General features: G+C 50.0%; 19 protein-coding genes, 1 tRNA gene, 2 rRNA genes and 1 pseudogene. 8 read left to right on the top strand and 15 right to left on the bottom strand.

Going from position 1 to position 23,955, the window contains the following annotated elements:
• Positions 1–79 precede the first annotated feature (79 nt).
• Positions 80–466, bottom strand: a complete 387-nt coding sequence (locus SIB92_RS00130; protein WP_295176455.1) for a response regulator — start codon at positions 464–466, stop codon at positions 80–82.
• Entirely contained in the window at positions 467–3,112 is a 2,646-nt protein-coding gene (locus SIB92_RS00125; RefSeq protein ID WP_412553905.1) for an ATP-binding protein, read from the bottom strand.
• A 242-nt stretch (positions 3,113–3,354) separates the two neighbouring features.
• Here SIB92_RS00125 and SIB92_RS00120 point away from each other — a divergent pair, with 242 nt between their 5' ends.
• The gene (locus tag SIB92_RS00120) at positions 3,355–4,071 is read left to right on the top strand and encodes a response regulator transcription factor (protein ID WP_412553904.1); all 717 of its coding nucleotides are present in this window, start codon (positions 3,355–3,357) and stop codon (positions 4,069–4,071) included.
• A gap of 317 nt (positions 4,072–4,388) precedes the next feature.
• Here the strand turns inward: SIB92_RS00120 and SIB92_RS00115 are convergent, their stop codons facing one another.
• The gene (locus tag SIB92_RS00115; RefSeq protein WP_412553903.1) at positions 4,389–5,117 is read right to left on the bottom strand and encodes a helix-turn-helix domain-containing protein; all 729 of its coding nucleotides are present in this window, start codon (positions 5,115–5,117) and stop codon (positions 4,389–4,391) included.
• A gap of 168 nt (positions 5,118–5,285) precedes the next feature.
• Here SIB92_RS00115 and SIB92_RS00110 point away from each other — a divergent pair, with 168 nt between their 5' ends.
• Positions 5,286–6,236 (top strand): alpha/beta fold hydrolase, encoded by a 951-nt coding sequence (locus SIB92_RS00110; protein ID WP_412553902.1) that lies wholly within the window; start codon positions 5,286–5,288, stop codon positions 6,234–6,236.
• Between the two features lie 382 nt (positions 6,237–6,618).
• Positions 6,619–6,879 carry a hypothetical protein gene (locus tag SIB92_RS00105; RefSeq protein WP_412553901.1) on the top strand — a complete coding sequence of 87 codons (261 nt, stop codon included), beginning with the start codon at positions 6,619–6,621 and terminating at the stop codon, positions 6,877–6,879.
• Positions 6,880–7,275: 396 nt separating this feature from the next.
• Here SIB92_RS00105 and SIB92_RS00100 read toward each other — a convergent pair whose 3' ends face one another.
• A complete protein-coding gene (locus tag SIB92_RS00100; protein WP_412553900.1) occupies positions 7,276–7,791 on the bottom strand; it encodes a fasciclin domain-containing protein in 516 nt (171 codons plus the stop codon).
• A 444-nt stretch (positions 7,792–8,235) separates the two neighbouring features.
• On the opposite strand from SIB92_RS00100, the gene SIB92_RS00095 reads away from it, so the two are divergent.
• From SIB92_RS00095 to SIB92_RS00085, 3 genes are all read left to right on the top strand, one after another.
• Positions 8,236–10,791 carry a response regulator gene (locus SIB92_RS00095; protein ID WP_412553899.1) on the top strand — a complete coding sequence of 852 codons (2,556 nt, stop codon included), beginning with the start codon at positions 8,236–8,238 and terminating at the stop codon, positions 10,789–10,791.
• Between the two features lie 248 nt (positions 10,792–11,039).
• On the top strand, positions 11,040–11,234 hold the full coding sequence (locus tag SIB92_RS00090; RefSeq protein WP_295176467.1) for a DUF1289 domain-containing protein: 195 nt from the start codon (positions 11,040–11,042) through the stop codon (positions 11,232–11,234).
• Between the two features lie 62 nt (positions 11,235–11,296).
• Positions 11,297–11,551 carry a hypothetical protein gene (locus tag SIB92_RS00085; RefSeq protein ID WP_412553898.1) on the top strand — a complete coding sequence of 85 codons (255 nt, stop codon included), beginning with the start codon at positions 11,297–11,299 and terminating at the stop codon, positions 11,549–11,551.
• 359 nt (positions 11,552–11,910) lie between these two features.
• On the opposite strand, the gene SIB92_RS00080 is transcribed toward SIB92_RS00085, so the two are convergent.
• The 7 genes from SIB92_RS00080 to SIB92_RS00050 form a co-directional block, all read right to left on the bottom strand.
• Positions 11,911–13,734, bottom strand: a complete 1,824-nt coding sequence (locus SIB92_RS00080) for an ATP-binding protein (protein ID WP_412553897.1) — start codon at positions 13,732–13,734, stop codon at positions 11,911–11,913.
• Positions 13,735–13,784: 50 nt separating this feature from the next.
• The gene (locus tag SIB92_RS00075) at positions 13,785–14,303 is read right to left on the bottom strand and encodes an oxidoreductase (protein ID WP_412553896.1); all 519 of its coding nucleotides are present in this window, start codon (positions 14,301–14,303) and stop codon (positions 13,785–13,787) included.
• 358 nt (positions 14,304–14,661) lie between these two features.
• Entirely contained in the window at positions 14,662–14,994 is a 333-nt protein-coding gene (locus SIB92_RS00070) for a PilZ domain-containing protein (RefSeq protein ID WP_412555776.1), read from the bottom strand.
• Positions 14,991–15,419 (bottom strand): hypothetical protein, encoded by a 429-nt coding sequence (locus SIB92_RS00065; RefSeq protein WP_412553895.1) that lies wholly within the window; start codon positions 15,417–15,419, stop codon positions 14,991–14,993. Before SIB92_RS00065 ends, SIB92_RS00070 begins: the two co-directional genes overlap by 4 nt.
• Positions 15,420–16,710: 1,291 nt before the next feature.
• Positions 16,711–16,923: a hypothetical protein gene (locus SIB92_RS00060; RefSeq protein ID WP_412553894.1), complete on the bottom strand. Its 213-nt coding sequence runs from the start codon at positions 16,921–16,923 to the stop codon at positions 16,711–16,713.
• 96 nt (positions 16,924–17,019) lie between these two features.
• Positions 17,020–17,262 (bottom strand): hypothetical protein, encoded by a 243-nt coding sequence (locus tag SIB92_RS00055; protein ID WP_412553893.1) that lies wholly within the window; start codon positions 17,260–17,262, stop codon positions 17,020–17,022.
• 241 nt (positions 17,263–17,503) lie between these two features.
• Positions 17,504–17,809 (bottom strand): hypothetical protein, encoded by a 306-nt coding sequence (locus SIB92_RS00050; RefSeq protein WP_412553892.1) that lies wholly within the window; start codon positions 17,807–17,809, stop codon positions 17,504–17,506.
• Between the two features lie 113 nt (positions 17,810–17,922).
• On the opposite strand from SIB92_RS00050, the gene SIB92_RS00045 reads away from it, so the two are divergent.
• Entirely contained in the window at positions 17,923–18,174 is a 252-nt protein-coding gene (locus SIB92_RS00045; protein WP_295180028.1) for a helix-turn-helix domain-containing protein, read from the top strand.
• Positions 18,175–18,807: 633 nt separating this feature from the next.
• Positions 18,808–19,833: pseudogene (locus tag SIB92_RS00040) on the top strand (recombinase family protein); the annotation flags it as partial.
• A gap of 48 nt (positions 19,834–19,881) precedes the next feature.
• Here the strand turns inward: SIB92_RS00040 and SIB92_RS00035 are convergent.
• The 4 genes from SIB92_RS00035 to SIB92_RS00020 form a co-directional block, all read right to left on the bottom strand.
• Entirely contained in the window at positions 19,882–20,070 is a 189-nt protein-coding gene (locus SIB92_RS00035; RefSeq protein WP_412553891.1) for a hypothetical protein, read from the bottom strand.
• A 349-nt stretch (positions 20,071–20,419) separates the two neighbouring features.
• A tRNA-Met gene (locus SIB92_RS00030) sits at positions 20,420–20,496 on the bottom strand.
• A 151-nt stretch (positions 20,497–20,647) separates the two neighbouring features.
• Positions 20,648–20,762, bottom strand: a 5S ribosomal RNA gene (rrf, locus tag SIB92_RS00025).
• Between the two features lie 90 nt (positions 20,763–20,852).
• A 23S ribosomal RNA gene (locus SIB92_RS00020) occupies positions 20,853–23,683 on the bottom strand.
• Positions 23,684–23,955: the final 272 nt, after the last annotated feature.

Raw genomic sequence — 23,955 nt, 5'->3', positions numbered from 1 at the left:
ATTGCCACACAGAGAGCCGTTAGCCGCGGGCCTTTACCGCTCAAGGAGGGACCGCGCAAACTTTGGGGCACCCTTCCTATTACCCAAATAGCAAACGGTGCCCCACTTTTTCCCTAAGCTCAGAAATGCTTATAGGTTTGTGCAGCACTGTTAGCATCGAGTTACTCTCTACCTGTTTACCCCCTAACTCAGCCAGTCCGGTCATCAGGAATTGCCGCGGAGAATTTGCAATGTAAGGCGAAGCTAACTTCAGAAAATCCAACCCATTAATAAGTGGCATTGACAAGTCGACGATCAGTACGTTGTAGGAATGGCGGTGCGTTTTTAGGTACTCGATGCATTTAACCGGATTGCTAAAGGCATCGACTTGGCCACCGATCAATGCGATGGTTTCCGCAACTTCCTCAACGATCTCTTCGTCGTCATCTAGAACAAGCGCGGTGAAGCTAGGTAACTTTTTAGACATTTAACCTTCCGATGCGTCAGGAACAGTCGGAAACTTAATTTCAAAACAAGCTCCGTGAACTTCTCTTACAGCCCTAATCGAACCATCCAACTCCTTGATGACTGACTTAGTCATGTACAAGCCTATGCCACTCCCCCCGTTATGCTTTTTGGTTGAAAAGAAGGGTTCAAAAATTCGCTCTAAGTTTTCCTGAGAAATTCCCGGTCCAGTGTCTTTCACGAGAATAGTTAGCTCAGTGTCGTGTACTGAGAAGGTGATACTTACTTTTCGTTCTGAAAGAGCCTGTCGTTCCATTGCTTGTTTTGCATTTACAAGCAGATTCACCATTGCTTGCTCAAACAGTATTGGACGCCCCTTTATATTGATCTCGCCCGATGGAGCATTGATGTGCACCGTGACGTTTGCCAAACGTAATTGCTCTCGGATTAAGTCATTGGCTGACTTCGTCTTCGCTACTGGATCGAACTCAACGATGTCTTCATCACCAATCTCAAGGACAAAGTTTCGTATTCCCTGAATCACCCTCCCAGCTCTCAATGCCTGCGCTTCGATGCGTTCCGCTTTGGCAATCAGGTACTCCTTGGGCACTTCATCGTATTTGGCACGTTCGGCCACGCCCCCGGCCGCCAATGCAATGACATTGAGAGGTTGATTGAGTTCGTGTGCGAATGAACTGGCCATCTCCCCAAGTGCCGCAAGCCGCGAAGCATGGAGGAGTTTTGCTTGAGCTTCTTTGAAGGAACCCACATTTTGTGCAATGAAATAGGAAGTCGAGCTTGCTGGATCAACTTTTTCCTCGCTGGTCAAAACGTGCCCAATATCACTTTTCTCAGTTCCTAACTTACCTATTACTAGATGAACGGTTTTGCCGGACTTTGTAGTGACGTCAAACAACAACTCCTTGGCCTGTTGAGCGTCATTGGCAACAATGGAGTCGGGTGATCGCTTTAGGAAGTGTGAGATCGGCTTTCCTAAAACCTCATCCTCTGGATAGCCGCTTAGCTCTTGCAAAGCGGGGTTCCAAACTTTGATTTTTCCTGCTGAATCTGTTGCAAAAACAGGAGTTAGAACCTGAGCGAGCAATAAACTAAACTTTTGCTGTGCCTGTTCCTTGCTTTGCTCTTCATTTTCAACAGCTTTTGCAAAACGGTCAAGCCAGAAGGAAATCGCTCGGTCCTCTCTAAAGTTTGGGTTGATCGAACTGGCGGACGGCTTACAGTTTTTCAAATAAGCCTCAGAGGTGCTAGCAAACTTCGCTACCCATTTCCTGAACAAGACATCAAGAATCTGCCCTCCAAGTATAATCAACATTGCTAGAAAGCAGAGTCTCTGAACCGCGGCGGAAGTATCCTGCTGAACCTGAAGTATGCTCGGTTTTAAGGTGTGACGTACCTGAAGAAATGCAGGAGAGAGAGAGGCAAAGCTCGTCTGTGCTTGCACTGCGGCCTCCAGCCAAGACCGCAGTGTCGAAACAGTTGGGTCCGTGCCACGCAACACAGCGACGGAAGTTTCGTCGGAGCTTCCATTCGGCTCTTCAGGCGATCCGGAAACGCATTTGAAGTCGGATCTAGCTGTATGCTGCGAGTAGGAAATAGACTTGGCTGTTTCAGCCCGCCAAATGAAGGCAAGCAAATCTGTCCCCGAGGCGGGTGCAAAGAGGGACATGAAATTACCCTCGTGACATCCTAACAGAAAACTCATCTGCTTTTCTTGGGTGTCCCGTAAAATCTGCACCGGTAATGCTAGTTTCTGCAAATTGGTTGCCTGACCATAAACCAATTGCAAAGAGCCATCGTTCTTAACGCTATAAATTTGTGAAGGTGACGCGGAGGTGTCTGCTTCCACTAGCTGTTCTATTTGTTTTAAATCGTCAGACACGTTGATTTCTGACAGGCTTGTGCCCCAGAAAACGGTTTCGAGCTTCAAAAATGTTGCCGTGTTTAGAGACGAGCGCCGCACGTTAATTTCAGCCTGAGCCAGTTCGTCCGACACGTTCCGCTGGAAGTTTCGTTTGAGTTCATAAAACTCAGACAGGAGTATCGGGAGTAGGAATGCCAGTCCGAAAATCGCCTGAAGAAGTCCGCTATAGGAATTAGCTTCCTTCCATTTCTTTGGGATCCTAAACGCAGGAAAGACAAACAGTATAGAAGTAAAGGCAAAGGTTGCGATCATCACATTCAGCAACCCATTGAGGGTTTGCTTGGAAGCAATCATCAGCGAAGTCGACCAAGGTAGATCGAGTGCTTGACTGTACAGGAGTAGCGCCATAGGCGCCCCAAAAACCACCCAATACAACAGTACCAGGATGCTTGCTCGACTGGTTGACCCCATCTTGCCCAAAGAGCAAACGAGCACTGCCTCCATAGTGAAGAGGAAAAATGCGTACCAGTGCCCCCACAATTCAACGGTGTGTAAAGAACCAATAAACGCCACAGAAATTGCCCAGGATGCCCCCAGTGTGAACATGGCGAGCCACACGAAAACAGACCCAAATAGAAAATTGACACCAAAAAACATGTCAACATTCAAAACGTTGCCCAAATAGCTGAAAATGCAAAAACAAGAACCGAGCAACGCACGAAGCCAAGATGCAGAAAGCAGTATCTTGAAACGACTAATGAGCGTAAGGGAAGCGGAACGTCGCATGGGCATATCCATTTTCAAGCCACGGTCTTGAGCAGCCAGAGGCGTTGGGCCATCGCTAGCTTAACCAAATCGTGCGACAAGATGCATTTTGGCTATCTTGAGTGATCAAAAGTATAGTTAGGGTGCAATTTCGTACATTTTGCGTGCAAAGGCCGTTTTCCGTGTGGATGGCGGCAGCTTGGCAGCTTAGGACGGTCATCGGAGTCGCTCCAAAGCGCATGCCAGACCGAAAGACATAACAAATGCAGCAAGTTACAATTCTCATCGTAGATGATGATATCTCGCTTTCCGAAGAGGTCGCGGAAGTTTTTTACGAACAAGGATACAGCGTGAATTTTGCTAGAACACTGCGTCAATTCGAAGAACAGGTCAGGGACAATCGTTTCGACTTGTTTGTTGTAGACCTTTTGTTACCCGACGGGCACGGACATGAAGCTATCAGGAAGATCCGCCACATCTGTTCGTCAGGCATAGTTGTGCTTTCCGGTAAGCTTGACGAGGTCGACAAGGTCGTGTCTCTCGAACTCGGCGCGGATGACTATGTCGTTAAGCCTTTCCCGAGGTCAGAGTTTGTTGCACGCATTAAGAGCTTGCTGCGTCGAATTGAAAGTAGAAACGCGCCACATCAAGAGGCCGTGCCGAACCTTCCTGAGATCGTATATGCTGCGTATCGAACAAATACCAAAACCCGCAAGCTTTATGCGCCTTCCGGAGAGCAAATTCGGTTAACCAAGCTCGAATTTGATCTTTGGCTAACCCTCCTGAAGAACATGGATAAAGTGATGAGTAGAGAGCAGCTTATAACTTCAATCAGGGGGCGCGATTGGGCTGGGTATGACAGATCCATAGACGGGTTAGTGAGCCGATTGCGTGGGAAACTGTCAGGGCTCATGGACTCAGAAGACAACTTTGAGACAATCAGGGGCGTGGGTTACATGCTTCGTAGCCATTCAGATTGAGCAGACTGCATCTTAATAGAACAACCAACTGACTGTTCCTCTTTATCGTCCCAATTTTTGTAGCCGAAGTTGAAAGAGTTTGAATGGTTGACCTTGGTAAGCCCCGCAGCGGCATGTGCTTTACAAAGCAACGATACCAAAGATCTAAAAACCTGGTGAAAAGTTTCGTGGTTGGACAAAGTTGATGATATGATCATTAGCCAATCACTTAGATCAGAAATCTCAGCCTGAGACGGCTCGAAAAAAATAGAGCGGCGGTCGTGCATGCCAGTTACCTCCACAATGATCCTGCTTTTCCTAACTACAGTTACGGAAAATCAATTGCAGGGTTTCACAATGCTGGGACATAGAGCAAAGCTGGTAAATCCGCTCAGCCCTGACAACCCCTGCGTTGGCGTGATCCCAAACAGAGTTGCAGCGGTCCTTGTCAGATGTGCCGCGTCTGAGAACCCTGCCTGTATTCCTGCAAGACCGATCTTCTCACCACTAAACGCAGCATCAACTGCGCACATCATAGCAGCCCATATCTTGAACTTTCGGAAGGTCTGGCCCGTTGTCGATTTAAAGTGGCGCATTGCAAGCGTGCGCTCGAGCTGTAACTCTTGAGCAAGGTCTAACTGAGACAGCCTTTCAAAGGGGTCTTTGTAAAGACGCTCTACGATCCACATCACTCCGGCATCCGAAGGTATGTCGTCTCTGTTGAGCGTCTGACGATAGCCAGCCAGAGCAATGTGGTCCCTCGCCTGAATTGCCTGAGGTAAATCTTGCCAGGCTTCGGACAGCTCTCCAAATTTGGGGGCATTCTCGTCCAGCTTAACGCCATCCAAATACACAATCTCCGCGCCCCCCTCTCGGACTACGACGCGATGCGGCACATCGGGTTTGATGCAGATCGCATGCGCTTCCGTTTGGTCGCTGTCATCGCAAACCAGAACTGGCTCTTTGCGCCCGACAATAACGCATGTCATCAGGTTCTCATGCATCCCAAGTTCGCCTTTATCGAAGGAGAATTTGTGGTTGCGAAAAGCGGGGGCAACTGAAGGCATAACCACTTCACCTAACTTTATGGGCAACTTTGGCACCCCCTAAGAATGCTGCAGCAAGGGGCAAATGTGAAGGACGGTCCGAAGGGACTTGCACGTTTCTTCAAGAGAGGCGTCTGGAAGATGTGCTTAGCAAGGCTTTCTGGCTCTGACTACCTAATCCGAGGACTTATGACACACATTTTTCGAAAGCTGGCCATTGCATTTGGCCTGCTAATTTTCTGCGGCGTGGTGGCTTGGCATGTGCTCCCATCGCAGGTCGCAAAAGGGTTGATATCCCTAAACAACGCCTCCGCTGGCCTGAGATCCAAGGTGATTTCAACTGACGTTGGAGATATCCATTATTTGGAAGGCGGCCAAGGCGAAACGGTTTTGCTGGTGCATGGCATTTATGCCCGCAAAGAACACTGGGTCGAAGTGGCCCGTGCCCTTACCAAGGACTACCGCGTCATTGCCGTTGATCTTCCCGGTTTTGGGGACAACGCCCTGCGCGCAGACGACGACTATTTGTTAGATCAACAGCGGGCAAACTTACTGACCGTAATGCAGTCACTTGAACTGAAGGCTGTTCACGTTGGGGCAAACTCCATGGGGGCCTATGTTGCAGCGCTCTTGGCCGAAGAGCATCCGGAGCTAATCACCAGCCTTGCCTTTATCGGCAGCCCACTCGGGGTCCCTACCCCAACACCAAGTGACATGGATAAGGCACGAGATCTCGGCATTACCCCACTGGTCGTTCAAACAACCGAAAACTTTGCTGAACGTAACGTGTGGCTGTCGCCAAATATTCCATACGTCCCCGGCCCGATCCTTCGGACTTGGGCGGAGGAAGAGGTGGCCCAGGCCGATCACAACGCCCGCATTTGGGATGTCGTGCATAGTAAATCCGACGTGCCTACGGTCTTGGATCTTGCGCCCTCACTTGAGATGCCGACGCTGATAATCTGGTGTCAAGAAGACCGGATTTTTCATATCAGCGGGGCTGCACTACTCGATCAGAATTTGCCGTCATCACATCTGGCGACGCTGGACAACTGCGGACACGTTCCGATGTTGGACAAGCCCACTGCCGTAGCGTCAGAGTACCTCAAGTTCCTGTCGTCTCTTCCGGATCCTGAGTAACAATAGCCGGCCTGTCGCCCTTGCGAGGTTCAGAACACTTTGCCAACTCTGCGAGCGGCAGGCCGGACGATCCCGGCAGTGGTCGGGATACTGTCGTAGTGTTACGGGAGGAAGTGACTTTTCGCAGCTCAGTTGGGTAAAAACTGCCAAACGAAGAACACAATAATTGGCCCTGAGGAGACTTGGATTCTACTTAGGGAATACACCGATCTTTCAAGCGAAGATGAGCTAAAATTGGTCCGTTGGCGCTGTTGGCGCGTACATTTTTTACTCACGCTTTCTCGCCTTGTCGTACCCTGCCTTTCAAACAAAGGCGGCTCTTTTTATGTACGTCCGAGGAGGTTGCGTGGGAGAAGATGCAACATGCAACGGGAGTTGAAACATGACCACTAATATGAACATCAAAACGATGTGGGATTCAGTCATGAATGAAAACAAGAACCCACTCAAAAACCAGCCCATTCCTACAGCCCACTTATTGATGCAAATGCTGGCTTGGATGTGGAGCGCAATCTTCTCGCTCATGGTCGGCAGTTACTTTGTTTTTGGCGTAACAGCTGCGGCACATACTCTGCTAATTTCTGGGATTTTCATAACGATCCTAGTGTTCAAAAAGGCTGAAACGGATAATTCGGTCGAATAGAACGCCAGAAGACACACACTCTTCAAAAAGGCGCGGGTCCGGTGAACATCTATCAGGGCAGACTAGGTTGTTAGAGTATTGAAAAGCCGAGGGTTGTGAGACGATGCTGACACCGCAAATCAAATTCGCCAAGACACGAAGAATTCCGTTGGTACAAAACGCGGCTACTCGCAACATCCGTTCGCTACCATCGTCCCCACTCTGGACCAAAGACCGCTTTGAGCTGAGATTAGACGATACAACTTGCATCAACAAACTGAGCGCCGAACTCCGCATAACGTGAGACAGCCCTTAAAGCCGTTTTGGCCGGTTGCCGTGAGCGACAGCACCCAGCCCAAATCGTAAGCGATGCAGGCCTCAGTTTCGCCGAGGCCTGTATTCCACTTTATGGCTTTTTCAGTGGCAGGCAGGGCGGGTGCCAGGCAGCAGAACCTTATCGATCACATGGATCACACCGTTGTCGGCCTCAATGTTTGCAATAACAACGTTGGCGATTTCGCCAGTGCCATCTGCTATCGACACGCCAGACGAGTTTTTAGTGATGCACAAGCGCTCCGAATCCAAAACTGGCTTGAAGTAGTTCGAACCGCTCGGGATCATCTCGGCGCTCAGCTTGCGGTCATCGACATGGTAGAGGAGCACATTGGTCAGCTGAGCTTTGTTCTCAGGCTTAAGAAGCGTTTCCACAGTGCCCTCAGGCAGCGCAGCAAAAGCGTCGTTCACAGGCGCATAAACAGTGAATGGACCGGAGCCCTGCAGTGTCTCAACCAGACCAGCAGCACTGACAGCGGCCACAAGGGTTGAGAAACGCTCGTCGCCCGATGCGATTTCAACGATGTCAGCAGCGCTCGCGGCGGAACTCAGTGTCATGACTGCAACCGCGGCTGCGCTGAATTTACAGATGGTTTTCATTTCAATGCCTTACCTTTGGATTATTCACGCTCATTTGCTTGTAGAGAGGTACGCACCCGCGGCCGAACTCAGATTTGCCGTTCACGCCAACGTGAGACTTCGACCTTCGAAGCACTGATTTTCTGCAATAATCAGCGTATTCCGAATGTTTTCCGTGGAAGTGTTACAGACGCCACCAACAATGCCCTTCCCGCATCCTCAAGCGTTGTTTTCGACTTTGCGTCACTGCAGTCGGAGCATTCAACTCATCGCGTCAAAAAGGCAGAAGGTTTGTTGAAATATACGAAAGGTTATGTGAAGTAACCTTTATACCGCCCAGCTCATTTGTATAGATAGGTTAGCCGTTGCAAAGCAACGGGAGGTCCTTCAGTGGCGCGAGTTAGAAGACGATCCGGAATATTCTGCGGCATAATCCAAAGAGTACGTGTTTACATTTTTTTGGGCATGCTGTTTGTCTTGCTGCTGGCGGAAACCATCCTTGTACAAAACAGCTACAACGTAGCATACAACCGCGCGATAGCTAATGCAGAGCAATCACATCTAGTTATCGCCGAGAACCTTGCTTCGACGTTAGAACGCTACGCAGTTGATGTTCGGGCAACTTTTGACTTTGTAATGGCGAACGATGCCCTCTCATTCACACCAGGCTCGATGGATGCATTGCTGGATTCATACCAATTTAGAATGTTGGCAGTTTTCGATTTCGAACAGAGTTCTCTCGACATTTTGTATTCCCGAGAATTCGATGCCCCATCACAGGAAATTGTAGCCAGTCTTCGCGAGATTGCCGTTCGCGACAGTTCAAACTTTTCAGGTGTCCGACAGTCGCCCTTTGGACCTGTTATCTACATAGCTCGCGTGTCGGAGTCAGGGGCTCTATTGGTCGGAGCCGTCGACACGAGTTTCGTGATTTCACAACAATCTGAAATTGCATTTGGAGAACGTGGTCATGCCATGATTGTAGACAACAAGGGCCGAGTTTTAGCACATCCGAAACAAGAGTGGGTTGATACGTCCAAAGACGTAACTGGACTTGAAGTCGTTCAACGAATGACGTCAGGACAAACCGGAGCAATGCAATTCTATGCTCCACCATTGAAGGCCGACGTCATTGCCGGCTTCACATTCGTTCCATCCACGGGTTGGGGAGCGATGGTACCGCAGCCGGTTTCCGAACTTGAAGAAGCCGCGAGACTTGAAGCTAACGAGCTTCTGGAAAAACTACTACTGCTCCTGTTATTTGCAGCTTTGGTCAGCTGGTTCCTATCGGGTCTGATTGCGCGACCTATCCAATCTATATCTAAAGCTGCTACGAAAGTTCGCAGCGGGGACCTGGCGGCGCGAGTACCCGAATTCAAATGTCTGACGCCGAAAGAACTTATAAATCTTCGCGGTGTTTTCAACGGCTTGCTGGACAACTGGTCGGATAACCGAGTTTTACTGGAGAGTTCGTTAGAAGCTGCCAACGAAGCCAACAGGCGAAAGTCGCAATCTATTTCGGTGCTTAGTCATGAGATGCGTACGCCGTTGAATGGTGTCATTGGAGCTGTCGACTTACTGGAGCGGACTGAATTAACCGATTTACAAAAGAAATACCTTGGCTACGTGAGCACCTCTTCAAATACACTGCTTAAGCACGTCAACGACGTACTAAAAGTGAGCAAGCTCGACAGCAGCAAAGTCATTCTCGAAAAGGAGTTAGTCAACCTTAGAGACCTGATGAGTGATATTGTTCAAGAAAACTCTGCACAAGTCGAGCAGTCTGGCGGTCGGATCACCCTCACATTCGCACCAAATACTCCACTTGAGGTAGAGACCGACCCGAGGCTGTTAAAGACAATAGTCGCAAACCTCGTCGGCAATGCAGTAAAGTTTGCAGCGGGCGAGAAAATCAGTATTTCAGTGGAGCACGTTTCGATTAGAACTCTAGCGTTCACAATTAAAGACAGTGGCCCAGGAATCCCATCATCTGATTTTGACAGTGTCTTTGAACCATTTACAGTGCTTGACGCATCCTATGGACGCCACTCTGAAGGCACAGGTCTTGGGTTGAGCATAGTAGCAACGTCTGTCGAGGCGTTGGACGGTCAGATAGATTTGCATAGCGAGTTTGGTAACGGGTGTGAATTTCGCGTACAAATTCCAGTTGATATCCCTGAAGGCTGCTCCGAGTTTACCACCCGCAACAGTCTAAAAGCCCCTTCTTTGCGTAATAATCCTGAACCCATCAAAAACAAGGAACGTAAAAAGGTGCTTGTAGTCGATGACAACAAAATTAATCGCCTGCTACTTACGGACATGCTTCAAGGATTGGGACACTCAGTTTCTGAGGCTGAAGACGGTTCGATTGCGCTTGAGGCGGCAATGAACGAACGTTTCGACCTGATTTTAATGGATATCAGTATGCCGTACATGGACGGTACCGAGGTTTCAAGAAGGTTGCGAGAAAGTGACGGTCCTAATCGCACAACAAAAATTATCGCGCAAACCGCTCATGCCAGCCCGAATGACCAAGAAAAGATTTTTTCCTCTGGAATGCAGGGTGTTTTAACCAAACCCATCTCAATTGAGGCGCTTCAGTCAACTTTAGCTACCTTGGCGGAAAAAGAGAAATTTTTCACTTTTGATAACCTCGCATACCGATCCGTGTTTGAAACGGAAAAGCTTAAAGGCCTGGTTCGAGCAAATGGCGTTGGACCAACTGACCTAGTTCTAGATGAACTGTTGGATGAAGCCACTTCCATCATTCTTAGGCTGAAATCCTGCGACGCGTCACATTATAGGGAGAAGGCTTTGAAAACCCGTGTCCACAACGCAGTTGGTGCCTGCGCCTCCCTGGGCGCTAATGCATTACACAGAAGTTTTAGAAAAATCGAAGATTGTCTGAAGAATGGAACATTGAGTTCCTCTAGAGATTTGCTTGACACCGCGGAACGTTCGCTAGTCGAAACACGTTATGTCGCATCCAATCTAATGTCTCAATTGAGACAAGCGCAATGACGACGACATAGTTGCGTTGGACTCAGTGAATTGACGCATGCAGGGGATGGCCGCCGTATCTTTCTCCAACGTCCAGAAAAGTCTGATTGTGGTAGCACGATGGTCCGGCAGCGCTTATCCATACTCTGAGGCCCACGAGACTTAAAGCGGATCATCCAATTGTTTGGGGCCACTCCATCGGCCTTTTGTGGAACAACAGCTGTGAATGCAACTAATGACCTTCCTCCCGCTAAAGGTACTCAACAACTATGAAAAAACGTAAAAGTCCCTGCGTCGATGTCTGTGAATTTACCGGCCCTAGTGGCTGGTGTCTTGGCTGTGGTCGCACAAGGGAGGAATGCGCAAGGTGGAAAAAAATGAAACCCTACGAAGCAAATATCATTGAGAAAGAACTAAAGAGTCGAATGACTAAATTGACCCAAACGCCGCCTGTGCCGAAGTAAGGCCGCTGCAAAAAGAGGGCGGACGAATGGCCGCTGGGATCCCCACCCCAACACCAAGTGACATGGATAAGGCACGAGATCTCGGGATAACCCCAATGGTCGTTCAAACAACCGAAGACTTTGCTGAACGTAACGAGTGGCTGTCCCCCAATATTCCATATGTCCCAGGCCCGATCCTTCGGACTTGGGCGGAGGACGAGGTGGCTCAGGTCGATCTTAACAGCCGCATTTGGGATGTCGTGCATAGCAAATCCGACGTGCCTACGGTCTTGGATCTTGCGCCCTCACTTGAAATGCCGACGCTGATAATCTGGTGACAAGAAGACCGAATTTTTCATATCCGCGGGGCTGCACTACTCGATCATAGTTTACCGACATCACATTTAACCAAACTTGATGAGTGTGGGCATGTTCCAATGCTGGATAAGCCCGCTGCCGTGGCGTCAGAGTACCTCGAGTTCCTGTCATCTTACCCCATTTATGCGTCTCAATAACCGGTTAACCGCCTATTCGCTTTTGGAGACGCTAGCTTCTTAGTATTCGTAAAAACACCGACGCTCCAAAGTGCGTCAAGTAGTCGTGCATTTATAAAACGGCATCGATGACACGGATTAATTCCGTTTTCTCAGACCTCGAAGCTAAAATGTCCATAGGAAAGGCTCAGTGGTTCAATACCTCAACCTGTACGTTGACCACCCAATTCGTCCATGGCAATCCGCCCTCCGATTTCATTTAACAGGCAGTCAATTTTGCGCTTGCGCACCGGTTTGGCAACAGTTTGATCCACACCGCATGCTCTGTATTCTTGCAACTGATCGGGCATCACATTGGCCGTCACTGCAATGATGATAGGGGGCGGCAATCCCAGCCTCTTTTTCTCACTAAGAATTTTTGAGGTAGCAGCCATTCCGCCCATACCAGGCATATTGATGTCCATAAAAATGACGTCGAAATATTTTTCTTCAGTTAGACTGATAGCTTCCTCGCCAGTTTCCGCTTCCTCAATGGAATTACTGTGTTTTTTGGAGAAAGCTCCTAATACTCTACGGTTGATCTTGCTGTCGTCCACTATCAGCACACGCAACCCCGAATTACTCAGTTCGTTGTCTTGTCTCGCTCTTTTGAGATCTGAAATTTTTCGCACTAGACCATCGCCAATTTTTTCTTTCTTTTCGATATCTTGCATCGCCGAAGAACAGAACGGTTTAACCTCAAAAGTTGCGGTGAACGTGCTGCCACGCCCAAGCACACTTGATACCGTCAGATCTCCCCCCATCGCCTTACATATTGCGCTCGAAATCGACAGTCCTAGACCTGTTCCCTTATACTTCTTTTGGGTCGCCTGCTCTGTCTGGTAGAAGGGATCAAAAACCAACTGTGCTTCGTGTTCAGATAAGCCGCAACCACTATCCTCAATTGAAAACATCAACTGTCTGGTGCTTGGCGAGCCAACGTCACGAACCGAAACACGAAGATTAACAAACCCGACGTCCGTAAACTTGAGTGCATTAGATACCAAGTTATTAACTACTTGGACAATCCTCATCGAGTCTCCCACCAACTTTACGGGACTTTCACTTGAAATTTGAAAGCTAAAATCGATGCCACATGATCTCGCCGTTGGCTCATTAATCACAAAAACATTTTGCACAATTTCTTGGAGCGAAAACACGCGCTCCGCAAAAACAAAAGCATTGGAGTCAATTTTTGAAATGTCTAGAATGTCGTTTATTGTGTGCTGCAAAACCTTTCCTGAAGTTAGGATTGTGCCGACCATTCCGTTCTGCTGAGGTGTAAGTGAAGTTTCAGATAACAGCTGTGCCATTCCCAAAACTCCATTCAGAGGAGTGCGGATTTCATGGCTAACGTTGGCCACAAAGGCAGACTTTGCCTCACTCTTCTTTATTGCTTCTCGGCGGAGAGCTCTTTCCTTCTTCGCTGCCAAGAACGAAACAACGCACTCAAAAGCACAATAAATCAATACCGCGACAAAGGAAGCAATTATAAGATTATTGTGAAAAACCGCATCTCGATTGCTGTTATATTGTGCGAAATGAACGACTGACCTGTGTTGTTGAAGGTAGTCGGTTATCCACAAACGCCTAAACTCCGTATTTAACGCCTGAAGTTCAAATTTGGCGGCCTGAAGTTGCTGACTATTGAATTTCAGGTCTTTGCCCCAAGACTTTTCAAGTGCCGTCAAAAAGCTCTCATAGCCTTTGACCATCTCCTTTAAGTCTAGGTCGCTGAAAATGTCCCTTTGATCAAATATTCCCAAGCGGCTCCATAGAACATCAATTCTTGTCTGGAGAGATTTGGCCGGTACGTTTCCCTGTTCGACCTGAAGAAGCGCAATGTGCAAACGAAGGGCTTCGTAAATTGCTTCATTTACTTTCCAAGTTAAAGATGAAAGTCGGAGCGCGTCGTCAGTCGAGATTTGACGACGTTGATTTTCCGAATTGATTGCGGCCCAAAGCACTGCGGCCAATACAGCGATCACGGCGAATGGTCTTAGAAGCCGAGTACTCAAAATTCTATGGAGCCGCATACCTACCGAATCTCCATAGAAATCAGCTGCCAAATCATCTCATTGTCAAATCTCTTTAGCTTGGCCTCATCTTCGGACTGCGGGTAAATGACCCAGATTGGCCCCTTGTCCCGCACGGTCATCGCCTTGCCATTGTGCAAAACGGCCAAAATAACCCCTTGGTTTTCTGCATGTGTTACTGGAATGTCCACGAAGTAATCGTTTATCGCGGACGCACCAATTGTGGTTCCTGATGCCGAAACAAAATCTAGTAACGACGATAGCCTAGGGCCCTCAAATGTCTGCATGCCGTCGGTGAACGACGTAAAGGTATTCACCTCCTCCCATTCCAGCGCTTTAAGCAGGTCTAAGTCGAACTCTGCGCCTGCCTGCGTGTTTGTTTTTCCAATAGCGCCAGAAACAGTCAAAATTACTTCGCCGGTGGGCATCGGTAGCTGTTCTGCTGTGGCAGTCATTGAGAACGACATGATAGCGGCCGCCACCGCAACAAGGCGTTTGAAGTGAATTGACCATTTGTTCATTTAGTCACCTCTCAAGTTTCATCCAAGGATCTTCAAATCCTCAGCGGTGTTACTTTCTTTCGTTTCAGCATCCGTAGCCCGGATCAATTAGTCGCGTTTTGTCTTCTCCCCTGCCGCAGGGAACGACCGCATCCAATTAAAGATACATTTAAAATGCATTAATATTCGTGAAGCCCAATTTTTTTTCAACACATGCATCCTTGGCTATCTTGCGCTCACTTTTTGAGCACTAAAGGGCGTGCGTAAAATTTGAGGATGGGAGGTAGGAACTCCACTCCAAGTCAAAGTTCCGGCCGTGAGCTTTGATGCCCAGGCGGTCTGGCTGTCGTTCCTATCGAGCAAACTGAGTCTGGGTGATCTATCGATGATTTGCGCTCCCGAATTCAGAACCGAGAAGCGCTTCCAGCTGCGTCCGACGAATGGGAACTGTGAAGTTAAGTCCCATTCTAGTTCCGGAACTCCAAACAATTCTTGCGTTTCGAGACATGGAGTTAGCCAATATTATTCGAATTTCGGCCTGACGAACCAGTCTGTGAATATTGAGGCTCGCCTCGATGCAGGCTCCATGCGCTCCAAGATCAATGGTCACGGCCCCCAACGTGTGGTTCTCAAACTGAACCTCACATGCTATCTGTTTACTGAACCTTCGCCCAGATTTTCGGTTATCTGAATATCTTCTATTTCCAATCAAGTCCAAGTCAGGTGTCCCCCAAGTAGACAGTGTTCTAGCGAGTTCTCTGGTATTTGTCCTAACTGTGAGAAAAGGGAAAAATAGTCGAACCCAGTGTAATGCTCCGTCATCCTGCCGCTCTCAAATTTAGCCACTAGAAAGACATCAATGGTGATTGGTTTGAGCTGAGTGGCTGGCTTCGCAATCAGTTTGAATGTTGCACTGCACCATGGCGTATCTTCGATAATGTTGGTGATTTCGACCACACCCGGGCCGGTCAAGCGTCTGAACAGTTCAACAAGTTCCGGAAACTCTGCCCTTGGAAAGTTCTCTGAGGCAGGCAGACCTGCGATAGAGAAAGTAGCGGGCAGAATACTGTTTACCGTATCAAGCTCACCGTTTAACCAGCCGTGTTCAATCCAACTCTTTAATAATTCTTTGGACATCTATGCCTCGTAGCTACCGAAATGCAGAAGGTTATTGCTATGAAATATCATAACACCCTCACTATGCTTGTGCTGTGACTTTGAAACAGAGGCGGAGTGACCGCTCCAAACCGTTAGCTATATTGCAGTTTCGTCCCATACGGGAACCGAAGGCCGTGAGTAATCACAATTGCCTCGAGTTCAGTTTTGAATGAGACCGCCGCTACGTCCGAGCTAACAAAGATAATAGATTTGGCACAATCTTCATCGGAGCCATCCGTTTTCAATGAAGTAGCTTTGAAGCTGTTTACACATGCGAGCCCAACCGTTGCTTGACCGACTTAAAGGTGAGTTTCAAATACATTACTTGAGCCTCAAATTATTTCCATAAGGTTTCTAAGACGTCAACAGTTTCAAGAACCCGCAACAAAAACCATGTAACCTTCAGATTTTACGAGATAATTTACAACGTATGGGCTGAAAAAGTCATTTGGGCTTGTTGAATCTCACAAAAATTCGTCGCCTTGCGGTGGTATGTCACACCACAAAAAGCGAGCAATCCACACCACGTCAGGACGACGCAAAGCGTTTGAGCTAGCGTTGATCACAGAAACCACGCCGGTGCGACTAGCATAGTGGCGGAAGGTAAAGACTGCAGGGTTTTTGTTATCGCTCGTTGTCGCTCTCCGTTAATCCCAAAGCTGTCCATGCATGTAACCAACACAGCGCCTCCCCCGGAAATCGGGCTTCGATAGTGATATTTCAGTCCAGATTGCGGCAAGTTGGCAAGCAACATCACCATTTTGTTAAGCCGCCACGAAACCGATCATCAACATAGGCAGGAACCGCCGGCATCTTCAGTGCATCCGGCAGCCTTCTACTCGCTACAAACTCCAATCTGTACAGTCCAGATCTTCTTTTTGACCGCCTCTTTTCTGGGGAGGGCTAGACAGGTGTTTTTGCCGACTTACTCGCCGCAGCTACTACATTGACGAGATTCACTCAATGGATTGAACTGTTTTCCGAGGTCCGCTTGCGGCGCCTCGGGGGCAGGCATGGGTTGGGATAGACGCGCAGCGTGTATTACAACCCGTTAGCCTGCTTACGAGTTTATGGACGTTTTCTCGGCTTCGCCCGTTTAACCAGCCCCATACTAAAAGGGCGTCGCCCTCTGCGAGTAATCCTCGCATTCACCCACGGTTTTTACAGCAACAAGATGCCTGATAGAAAATCGGCAACGAGGTCCTCGCAATTGAAGCGCTTTGCCTGAGCAACCATGGTCGGTGCTACTTACTATCAGCCGCGCCTCTACTCATCGTCCTTGTTCAAGCAACCGAATTTCCTCTTTCAACTGAATGATCCTTTGCTCCCTCAACTGGTCGTCGAGCATCTTCAAGAACATCTGCTGCTTAGCGCCTTTCTTCATACCGAAGTGCTCCGCAGCCAATTGATAAAACTCGACTGCCGTCTCTCTAGGAACCTGGAAGTAGAGGCTCACCGGCTTTTTGTCGTCACTGTCTTGCATTGCAGCCTTCCCTTACAGACCGAGGAGACGCCTGATCCTGGCAACCCTCGCGACACCACCGGCGGTATAGCGGATGCGCCCTAGTGGACATATCCACTACACATCGCTTTCTTTCTTTAAGGCCAACTCCGCAATTTTGCCAACGAGGCTCCACACGCTGCTACTGCGCTGGTGACCGAGGATCTGCCCCTTGGTTTGCGAGTATGGGATTTGCAGTGGCGCATAGCCTTGCTCGACCGTGCGAACTTCATAGTCCGAGATGTCGACCAAATTCGAGACATTGCCGGCCGTAGCCTTGGCGACCACACGATCACCGACAGAAACTGTGATAGTAAGCATAGATTTCTCCTACGTGGGTATTGGTAGGAACGGAGAGAATCGAACTCTCAGATCAACGGTAATCTGCCGCAAAGGGGGTATAAGGCCCTCACCCGCACCAGCGCGCTCCCAACTGAACATTGCGTGTCAGTTGGATATTCGAGCGCTCAGAAGGTTGATGCGGATAGTGTTTTTCATGATCTTAGCCTAGGTAGATTTGTTAAGTTTCGTCAAGCCGGCAACAGCTGACAAACTTCGACCGCTATAGCTGTGTGACAAGTTGCTGGGCGTCATAAAGCGACCGAAGATAACTGACGAAGGCGCCGGATTTCAGGTTTCTGGCTCTAGCGACACTGTAGAACCAATTCTTGTCTTCTTCGGTGACCCAAATGTGAAGTTGCTTTTCGTAGGCTGGTGCCTGCTGGCTCTGTCTCTTTGAGTGACCACTGGGCGCTCCTCTCGCGCCCAAAGACTCGTGGGATTCTTGAGCGATGCTTCTTCCCAATCGCTCTTCAACAACAGTCAAAATCTGTTCGATTTGCCCGTCTGTCAGTCGTTCATCTGTCATCCCAGCTCGTTTCTCCAGTCGTTCGCCGTCTATCTTGAGGCCGTCACCAATACACCATAATTCAAAGTATACTACATAGACTGCTACAGCTTGATCAATGATGTGTCAATCTCATGTCGAGCCTCAATTCAGATCAATTGCTTGCAGCATTTGCGCGCGCCTTGAAGCGCCTACGCAAAGACCGTAAGCTCTCACAACAAGAACTCGCTCAGAGAGCAGATCGCAGCATGCAGTACATTTCTCTATTGGAGACCTGCCGGTACCAACCGACTTTGGAGACCATGGCTTTGATTTGTGGCGCCTTGGATATGTCGCTCACCGATTTCGTTCGCGAGATTGAACAGGAACAACAGGCCAATCAATAAACCTAGTCGCGCGTAAGCCAACACTTTCCTGGGCAACCCGTTAGTGCAGTAGTGAGGTTGGACCAGATGATGTCACTATCCCCGTGTTGTTTATTCTAGTGTGTCCATATCTCAATCTCACACGGTAGAAGGGCATTCCGGCGCTACAAGCTCAAGTCGAAGCTCGGCAAATTTTCGCCGCAAGCAAAAAGTGTATATTTTCAATGATCTATGTGCGCTAGATCGGTCTTACCTTAACCTGAGGCGACATTGCCCCTTTGCACTAAACACGACTTAAACCTAGTTTCTCTCAATTTCTTAGACACTCCTCGCGTTAGGCACTGGCGGCCTGATACGTCTGACCCCTCTTCACTTATGGCCCGAATGCGCCCAATGGATGGGAGGTATCAGCTATGATGCGAAAGTCCCCTCCCCGATCTGCGTTGTCTCCTTCTGCGCCGACACATGACAGCCTCCGCCGCCTGGCACAGCTGTTCGGTCAGCAAGCCGCGAGGCACGTTTTCGCCGAACAAGTGGACAACAACCACCTGCCCTAGACTGACAAAGCAGTTGCGCGCGGTCCAAAGAGCCCTCTAGCTTACGGATCGCGCCTGTCACCAATCCAATCAACTGATTTAAGGAGCGACAACAATTATGCGCGCCGCCATTTACGCCCGTTATTCCACCGACCTTCAGACCGATGCCTCCATTGAGGATCAACATCGCCTCTGTGCCCGCTTGATTGCAGGCAACGGTTGGCGCGAAGCCGAGACCTATGCGGATCGCGGCTTGAGCGGGGCTTCGCACCTGCGCCCTGCCTATCAGCGCCTGTTTGACGATGCTCGCCATAACGTCTTTGACGTTGTTGTCGCTGAAGGTCTTGACCGCATCAGTCGCGATCAGGAACACATCGCAGCCTTCTTCAAACAGATGCGCTTTCAGGGCATTCCGATTGTCACCGTGGCCGAAGGCGAGATTTCTGAACTGCACATCGGTCTCAAGGGCACAATGAGCAGCCTCTTTCTCAAAGACCTTGCTCAGAAGACCCATCGCGGTCTGGAGGGCCGCGTGCGTAAAGGCAAATCCGCAGGCGGCGTCACTTATGGTTATGACGTGGTGCGCACCTTGCAAGCCGATGGCGCGATGACCACTGGCGAACGCATCATCAACGAAGATCAAGCACAGATCGTCCGTGCCATTTTCCAAGACTACGCCAACGGCATCAGCCCGCGTGCCATTGCCGCTGCCTTGAACAAGGACGGTGTCGGTGGTCCCCGCACATCCGGATGGGGAGCCTCGACCATCTACGGCAATCACAAGCGCGGAACAGGCATTCTCAACAACGAACTCTACATCGGACGCCTCGTCTGGAACCGCCAGCGGTTCATCAAAGACCCTAACACCGGCAAACGCCAGGCTCGCCTCAACCCGCCAGAGGAATGGATCATTGAAGACGTTCCTGAACTGCGCATTCTACCTCAGGACTTGTGGGACGCCGTAAAGGCCCGCCAGCTAACATCCCGCAGTGCCGTGATCGCGAAAGGACTCAACCGGCCTGAGCGCGCAAAGCGGCCCAAGCATTTGTTCTCCGGTCTTTTGAAGTGCGCGTGCTGTGGCGGAGGGTACACCGTCGTTGGCAAGACCAACTATGGCTGCGCCAACAGCCGCAACAAAGGCACCTGCGACAATCGTAAGACCATCAAGCGGGAAGATCTGGAAACACGGGTGCTAGCCGGCCTCCAAGACCAGCTTCTGCATCCAGACCTGATGGCTGAGTTCGTCAAAGCCTATCAGGAAGAACACAACCGCCTCACTGCGCAAAACACGGTCGATGAAGCCATGTCCAAACGGGAGCTGGCGCAAGTCACACGCCAGATTGACCGCATTATCGAGGCCATTACCGAGGGCATGTTCCACGAGAGTATGAAAGCGAAGCTGGACAGCCTGGAGGCCCGCAAACAGGATCTTGAAGCCGACTTGGCAAATGCCGAGCCCCCTGCGCCCGTTTTGCTGCACCCCAACTTGTCAGAAGTGTACCGCACGAAAGTCGCAAACCTGACAGAGGCTCTGAACGATCCCGAGACCAAGGCAGAAGCTACCACCCTCATCCGCTCTCTGCTGGAGGAGATCCGGCTGATCCCGAATGACGATGGCCCCATGGAGATCGAGCTTGTCGGGGAATTGGCGGGTTTGCTGGCGTTGAGGCAGACACAGGTCCAAACAAAAACGGCCTCGAAGGGTTATGCTTCGGGCCGTTCTGTAACGCTGGTTGCGGGAGTAGGATTTGAACCTACGACCTTCAGGTTATGAGCCTGACGAGCTACCGGGCTGCTCCATCCCGCGACACTTTTTTTGGGCTATGGCGCGGAGCGCTACTTGAGCCCGTTTGATCTCTTTCCGGTTGGATTTGAGATCTGTCGCCCTTCAGGACGTTTTGATTGTTCTGAAGGTATTCTGTTTTTATCGATTGAGAGATATTTGGGGTTTTTACTAGGTTTGGCGATGACCTACTCTCCCACACCTTAAGATGCAGTACCATCGGCGCTACGGTGCTTAACGGCCGGGTTCGGGATGGGACCGGGTGTTTCACTCGCGCTATGATCACCAAACCGAGGAAAAACCCCGGTTAGGTTGTCCAAGTCATTTCACTGATTGTGTAGTGTGTATGCTTTTGATTTCCAGTCTTACTTTTACTGGATCAAATCAAGCCTATCGGACCATTAGTACCAGTCAACTGAATGCGTTACCGCACTTACATCTCTGGCCTATCGACGAGGTGGTCTACCTCGGTCCTCAGGGATACCTTGTTTTGAGGGGGGCTTCCCGCTTAGATGCCTTCAGCGGTTATCCTGTCCGATCATAGCTACCCTGCACTGCTGCTGGCGCAACAACAGGTCCACCAGTGGATCGTTCACCCCGGTCCTCTCGTACTAGGGGCAACTCCTCTCAAGTATCCTACACCCACGGCAGATAGGGACCGAACTGTCTCACGACGTTCTAAACCCAGCTCACGTACCTCTTTAAACGGCGAACAGCCGTACCCTTGGGACCTGCTCCAGCCCCAGGATGAGATGAGCCGACATCGAGGTGCCAAACACTGCCGTCGATATGGACTCTTGGGCAGTATCAGCCTGTTATCCCCGGCGTACCTTTTATCCGTTGAGCGATGGCCCTTCCACTCGGGACCACCGGATCACTATGGCCGTCTTTCGACTCTGCTCGACTTGTCAGTCTCGCAGTCAGGCTGGCTTCTGCCATTGCACTCAACGAGCGATTTCCGACCGCTCTGAGCCAACCTTCGCGCGCCTCCGTTACGCTTTAGGAGGCGACCGCCCCAGTCAAACTACCCGCCACACAGGGTCCCGGATCCGGATAACGGACCGCGGTTAGACATCAAGCAATGCAAGGGTGGTATCTCAAGGGAGGCTCCACCGACACTGGCGTGTCGGTTTCAAAGCCCACCACCTATCCTGCACATGCATGGCCTGATGCCAGTGTGAAGCTGTAGTAAAGGTGCACGGGGTCTTTCCGTCTAACCGCGGGAAGCCTGCATCTTGACAGGCAATTCAATTTCGCTGAGTCGATGTTGGAGACAGCGGGGAAGTCGTTACGCCATTCGTGCAGGTCGGAACTTACCCGACAAGGAATTTCGCTACCTTAGGACCGTTATAGTTACGGCCGCCGTTTACCTGGGCTTCAATTCGGAGCTCTCACCCCTCCTTTTAACCTTCAGGCACCGGGCAGGCGTCAGACCCTATACGTCGTCTTGCGACTTCGCAGAGCCCTGTGTTTTTAGTAAACAGTCGCCACCCCCTGGTTTGTGCCCCCAGCCAATACTTGCGTAGAAACTGGGCCTCCTTCTCGCGAACTTACGGAGGTATTTTGCCGAGTTCCTTCAACATCGTTCTCTCAAGCGCCTTGGTATGCTCTACCAGTCCACCTGTGTTGGTTTAGGGTACGGTCTCATGGAGGGCTATTTCCAGGAACCAATCAGCGGCCCACCCAATCCGATAAGGGTGAACAACCTTCATGATCCGTCACATCCTCCTGGCCTAGGAATATTAACCTAGTTCCCATCGCCTACGGCTTTCGCCCTCGGCTTAGGGGCCGGCTTACCCTGCTCAGATTAGCTTTAAGCAGGAACCCTTGGACTTTCGGCGAGAGTGTCTCTCACACTCTTTGTCGCTACTCATGTCATCATTCTCACTAGTGATCTCTCCACCGGATGGCTCACGCCCCGGCTTCATCGAAAGCTCCTTATCCTGCGCTACATCCCGAGGGATGTAGAAGAGGATAGGAACTATGTCACACTACGCTCTGCTACCGATGCTTACGCATCCCTAGACTTCGGCTCATGGCTTGAGCCCCGTTACATCTTCGCCGCAGGACAACTTATTTAGACCAGTGAGCTGTTACGCTATCTTTAAAGGATGGCTGCTTCTAAGCCAACCTCCTGGTTGTTTTGGTCGTCCCACCTGCTTTCCCACTTAGCCATGAATTAGGGGCCTTAGTCGTAGGTCAGGGTTGTTTCCCTCTCCACTACGGACGTTAGCATCCGCAGTGTGTCTGCCACATAGTACTCCCGGGTATTCGGAGTTTGGTTAGGATCAGTAAGCCTGTGGGGCCCCATTACCCATCCAGTGCTCTACCCCCCGGGGTATTCGTGTGACGCTCTACCTAAATAGATTTCGCAGAGAACCAGCTATCTCCGAGTTTGATTGGCCTTTCACCCCTAGGCACAGCTCATCCCGATCTTTTTCAACAGATGTGGGTTCGGTCCTCCAGTGCATGTTACTGCACCTTCAACCTGGCCATGCCTAGATCACTCGGTTTCGGGTCTGATCCATCTAACTCATGCGCCCTATTAAGACTCGCTTTCGCTGCGCCTACACCTAACGGCTTAAGCTTGCTAGATAGACCAAGTCGATGACCCATTATACAAAAGGTACGCTGTCAGCCCTCAAGGGGCCTCCAACTGATTGTAGGCGTTCGGTTTCAGGTACTGTTTCACTCCCCTCGTCGGGGTGCTTTTCACCTTTCCCTCACGGTACTGGTTCGCTATCGGTCAGTAAGGAGTACTTAGCCTTCGAAGGTGGTCCTCCGATCTTCAGACAGAATTTCACGTGTTCCGCCCTACTTAATACATCCTTCAAAGCTTCGAATACGGGGCTGTCACCCACTATGGCCCGTCTTCCCAAACGGTTCTTCTCACTTATCAGGCTTGGCTGGTCCGCGTTCGCTCGCCACTACTAGCGGAGTATCAATTGATTTCCTTTCCTCCGGGTACTTAGATGTTTCAGTTCCCCGGGTTTGCTCTTAAGACCCTATGTATTCAGGTCAAAAGTACCTGGTTCAGTAAGTTATAGGCAGCCCGAAGGCTATTATAACAAACTGTCAGGTGGGTTCCCCCATTCAGAGATCCTGGGATCAAAGCCTATTCTCGGCTCCCCCAAGCTTATCGCAGAGTATCACGTCTTTCATCGCCTCTTACTGCCAAGGCATCCACCAAACGCCCTTCTCGCGCTTGATTTGATCCAGAAAGAGAAAGACTGACGTCCTTCGTGATCGCTTGGCTGGCATGCCGCACAATCCTGTTTCTGAACCAAAAGTCATACTTTTTCCCGCTCCTTACCCTGGAACCTTCGCTGCCGATGTCGGTCGGCCCCACGAAGAGGATAAGGAACAATGCAAGATCTCTCGATCTTGCGGGTTAGTGTACTTGACTTGGACAACTCTGTTCGTTTCAGCAGGGATACGAAGGAGACAACCGAGGAAACAGTCGTCAATATCGCCTCTCCCGAA

This window comes from Shimia sp. MIT1388, assembly GCF_047124445.1.
In the GTDB taxonomy this organism is placed as follows: Bacteria; Pseudomonadota; Alphaproteobacteria; order Rhodobacterales; family Rhodobacteraceae; genus Shimia.
This window is presented reverse-complemented; position numbering and strand designations above follow the sequence as displayed.

Bases quoted from the DNA above. Each gene is read 5' to 3' on its own strand.
- SIB92_RS00065 (WP_412553895.1), bottom strand. From the start codon at position 15,419: ATGTCCAAAGAATTATTAAAGAGTTGGATTGAACACGGCTGGTTAAAC.
- SIB92_RS00105 (WP_412553901.1), top strand. From the start codon at position 6,619: ATGACCACTAATATGAACATCAAAACGATGTGGGATTCAGTCATGAAT.
- SIB92_RS00110 (WP_412553902.1), top strand. From the start codon at position 5,286: ATGACACACATTTTTCGAAAGCTGGCCATTGCATTTGGCCTGCTAATT.
- SIB92_RS00075 (WP_412553896.1), bottom strand. From the start codon at position 14,303: ATGAACAAATGGTCAATTCACTTCAAACGCCTTGTTGCGGTGGCGGCC.
- SIB92_RS00085 (WP_412553898.1), top strand. From the start codon at position 11,297: ATGGATAAGGCACGAGATCTCGGGATAACCCCAATGGTCGTTCAAACA.
- SIB92_RS00100 (WP_412553900.1), bottom strand. From the start codon at position 7,791: ATGAAAACCATCTGTAAATTCAGCGCAGCCGCGGTTGCAGTCATGACA.
- SIB92_RS00095 (WP_412553899.1), top strand. From the start codon at position 8,236: ATGCTGTTTGTCTTGCTGCTGGCGGAAACCATCCTTGTACAAAACAGC.
- SIB92_RS00050 (WP_412553892.1), bottom strand. From the start codon at position 17,809: ATGACAGATGAACGACTGACAGACGGGCAAATCGAACAGATTTTGACT.
- SIB92_RS00120 (WP_412553904.1), top strand. From the start codon at position 3,355: ATGCAGCAAGTTACAATTCTCATCGTAGATGATGATATCTCGCTTTCC.
- SIB92_RS00060 (WP_412553894.1), bottom strand. From the start codon at position 16,923: ATGCAAGACAGTGACGACAAAAAGCCGGTGAGCCTCTACTTCCAGGTT.
- SIB92_RS00115 (WP_412553903.1), bottom strand. From the start codon at position 5,117: ATGCCTTCAGTTGCCCCCGCTTTTCGCAACCACAAATTCTCCTTCGAT.
- SIB92_RS00130 (WP_295176455.1), bottom strand. From the start codon at position 466: ATGTCTAAAAAGTTACCTAGCTTCACCGCGCTTGTTCTAGATGACGAC.
- SIB92_RS00125 (WP_412553905.1), bottom strand. From the start codon at position 3,112: ATGCGACGTTCCGCTTCCCTTACGCTCATTAGTCGTTTCAAGATACTG.
- SIB92_RS00045 (WP_295180028.1), top strand. From the start codon at position 17,923: ATGTCGAGCCTCAATTCAGATCAATTGCTTGCAGCATTTGCGCGCGCC.
- SIB92_RS00090 (WP_295176467.1), top strand. From the start codon at position 11,040: ATGAAAAAACGTAAAAGTCCCTGCGTCGATGTCTGTGAATTTACCGGC.
- SIB92_RS00055 (WP_412553893.1), bottom strand. From the start codon at position 17,262: ATGCTTACTATCACAGTTTCTGTCGGTGATCGTGTGGTCGCCAAGGCT.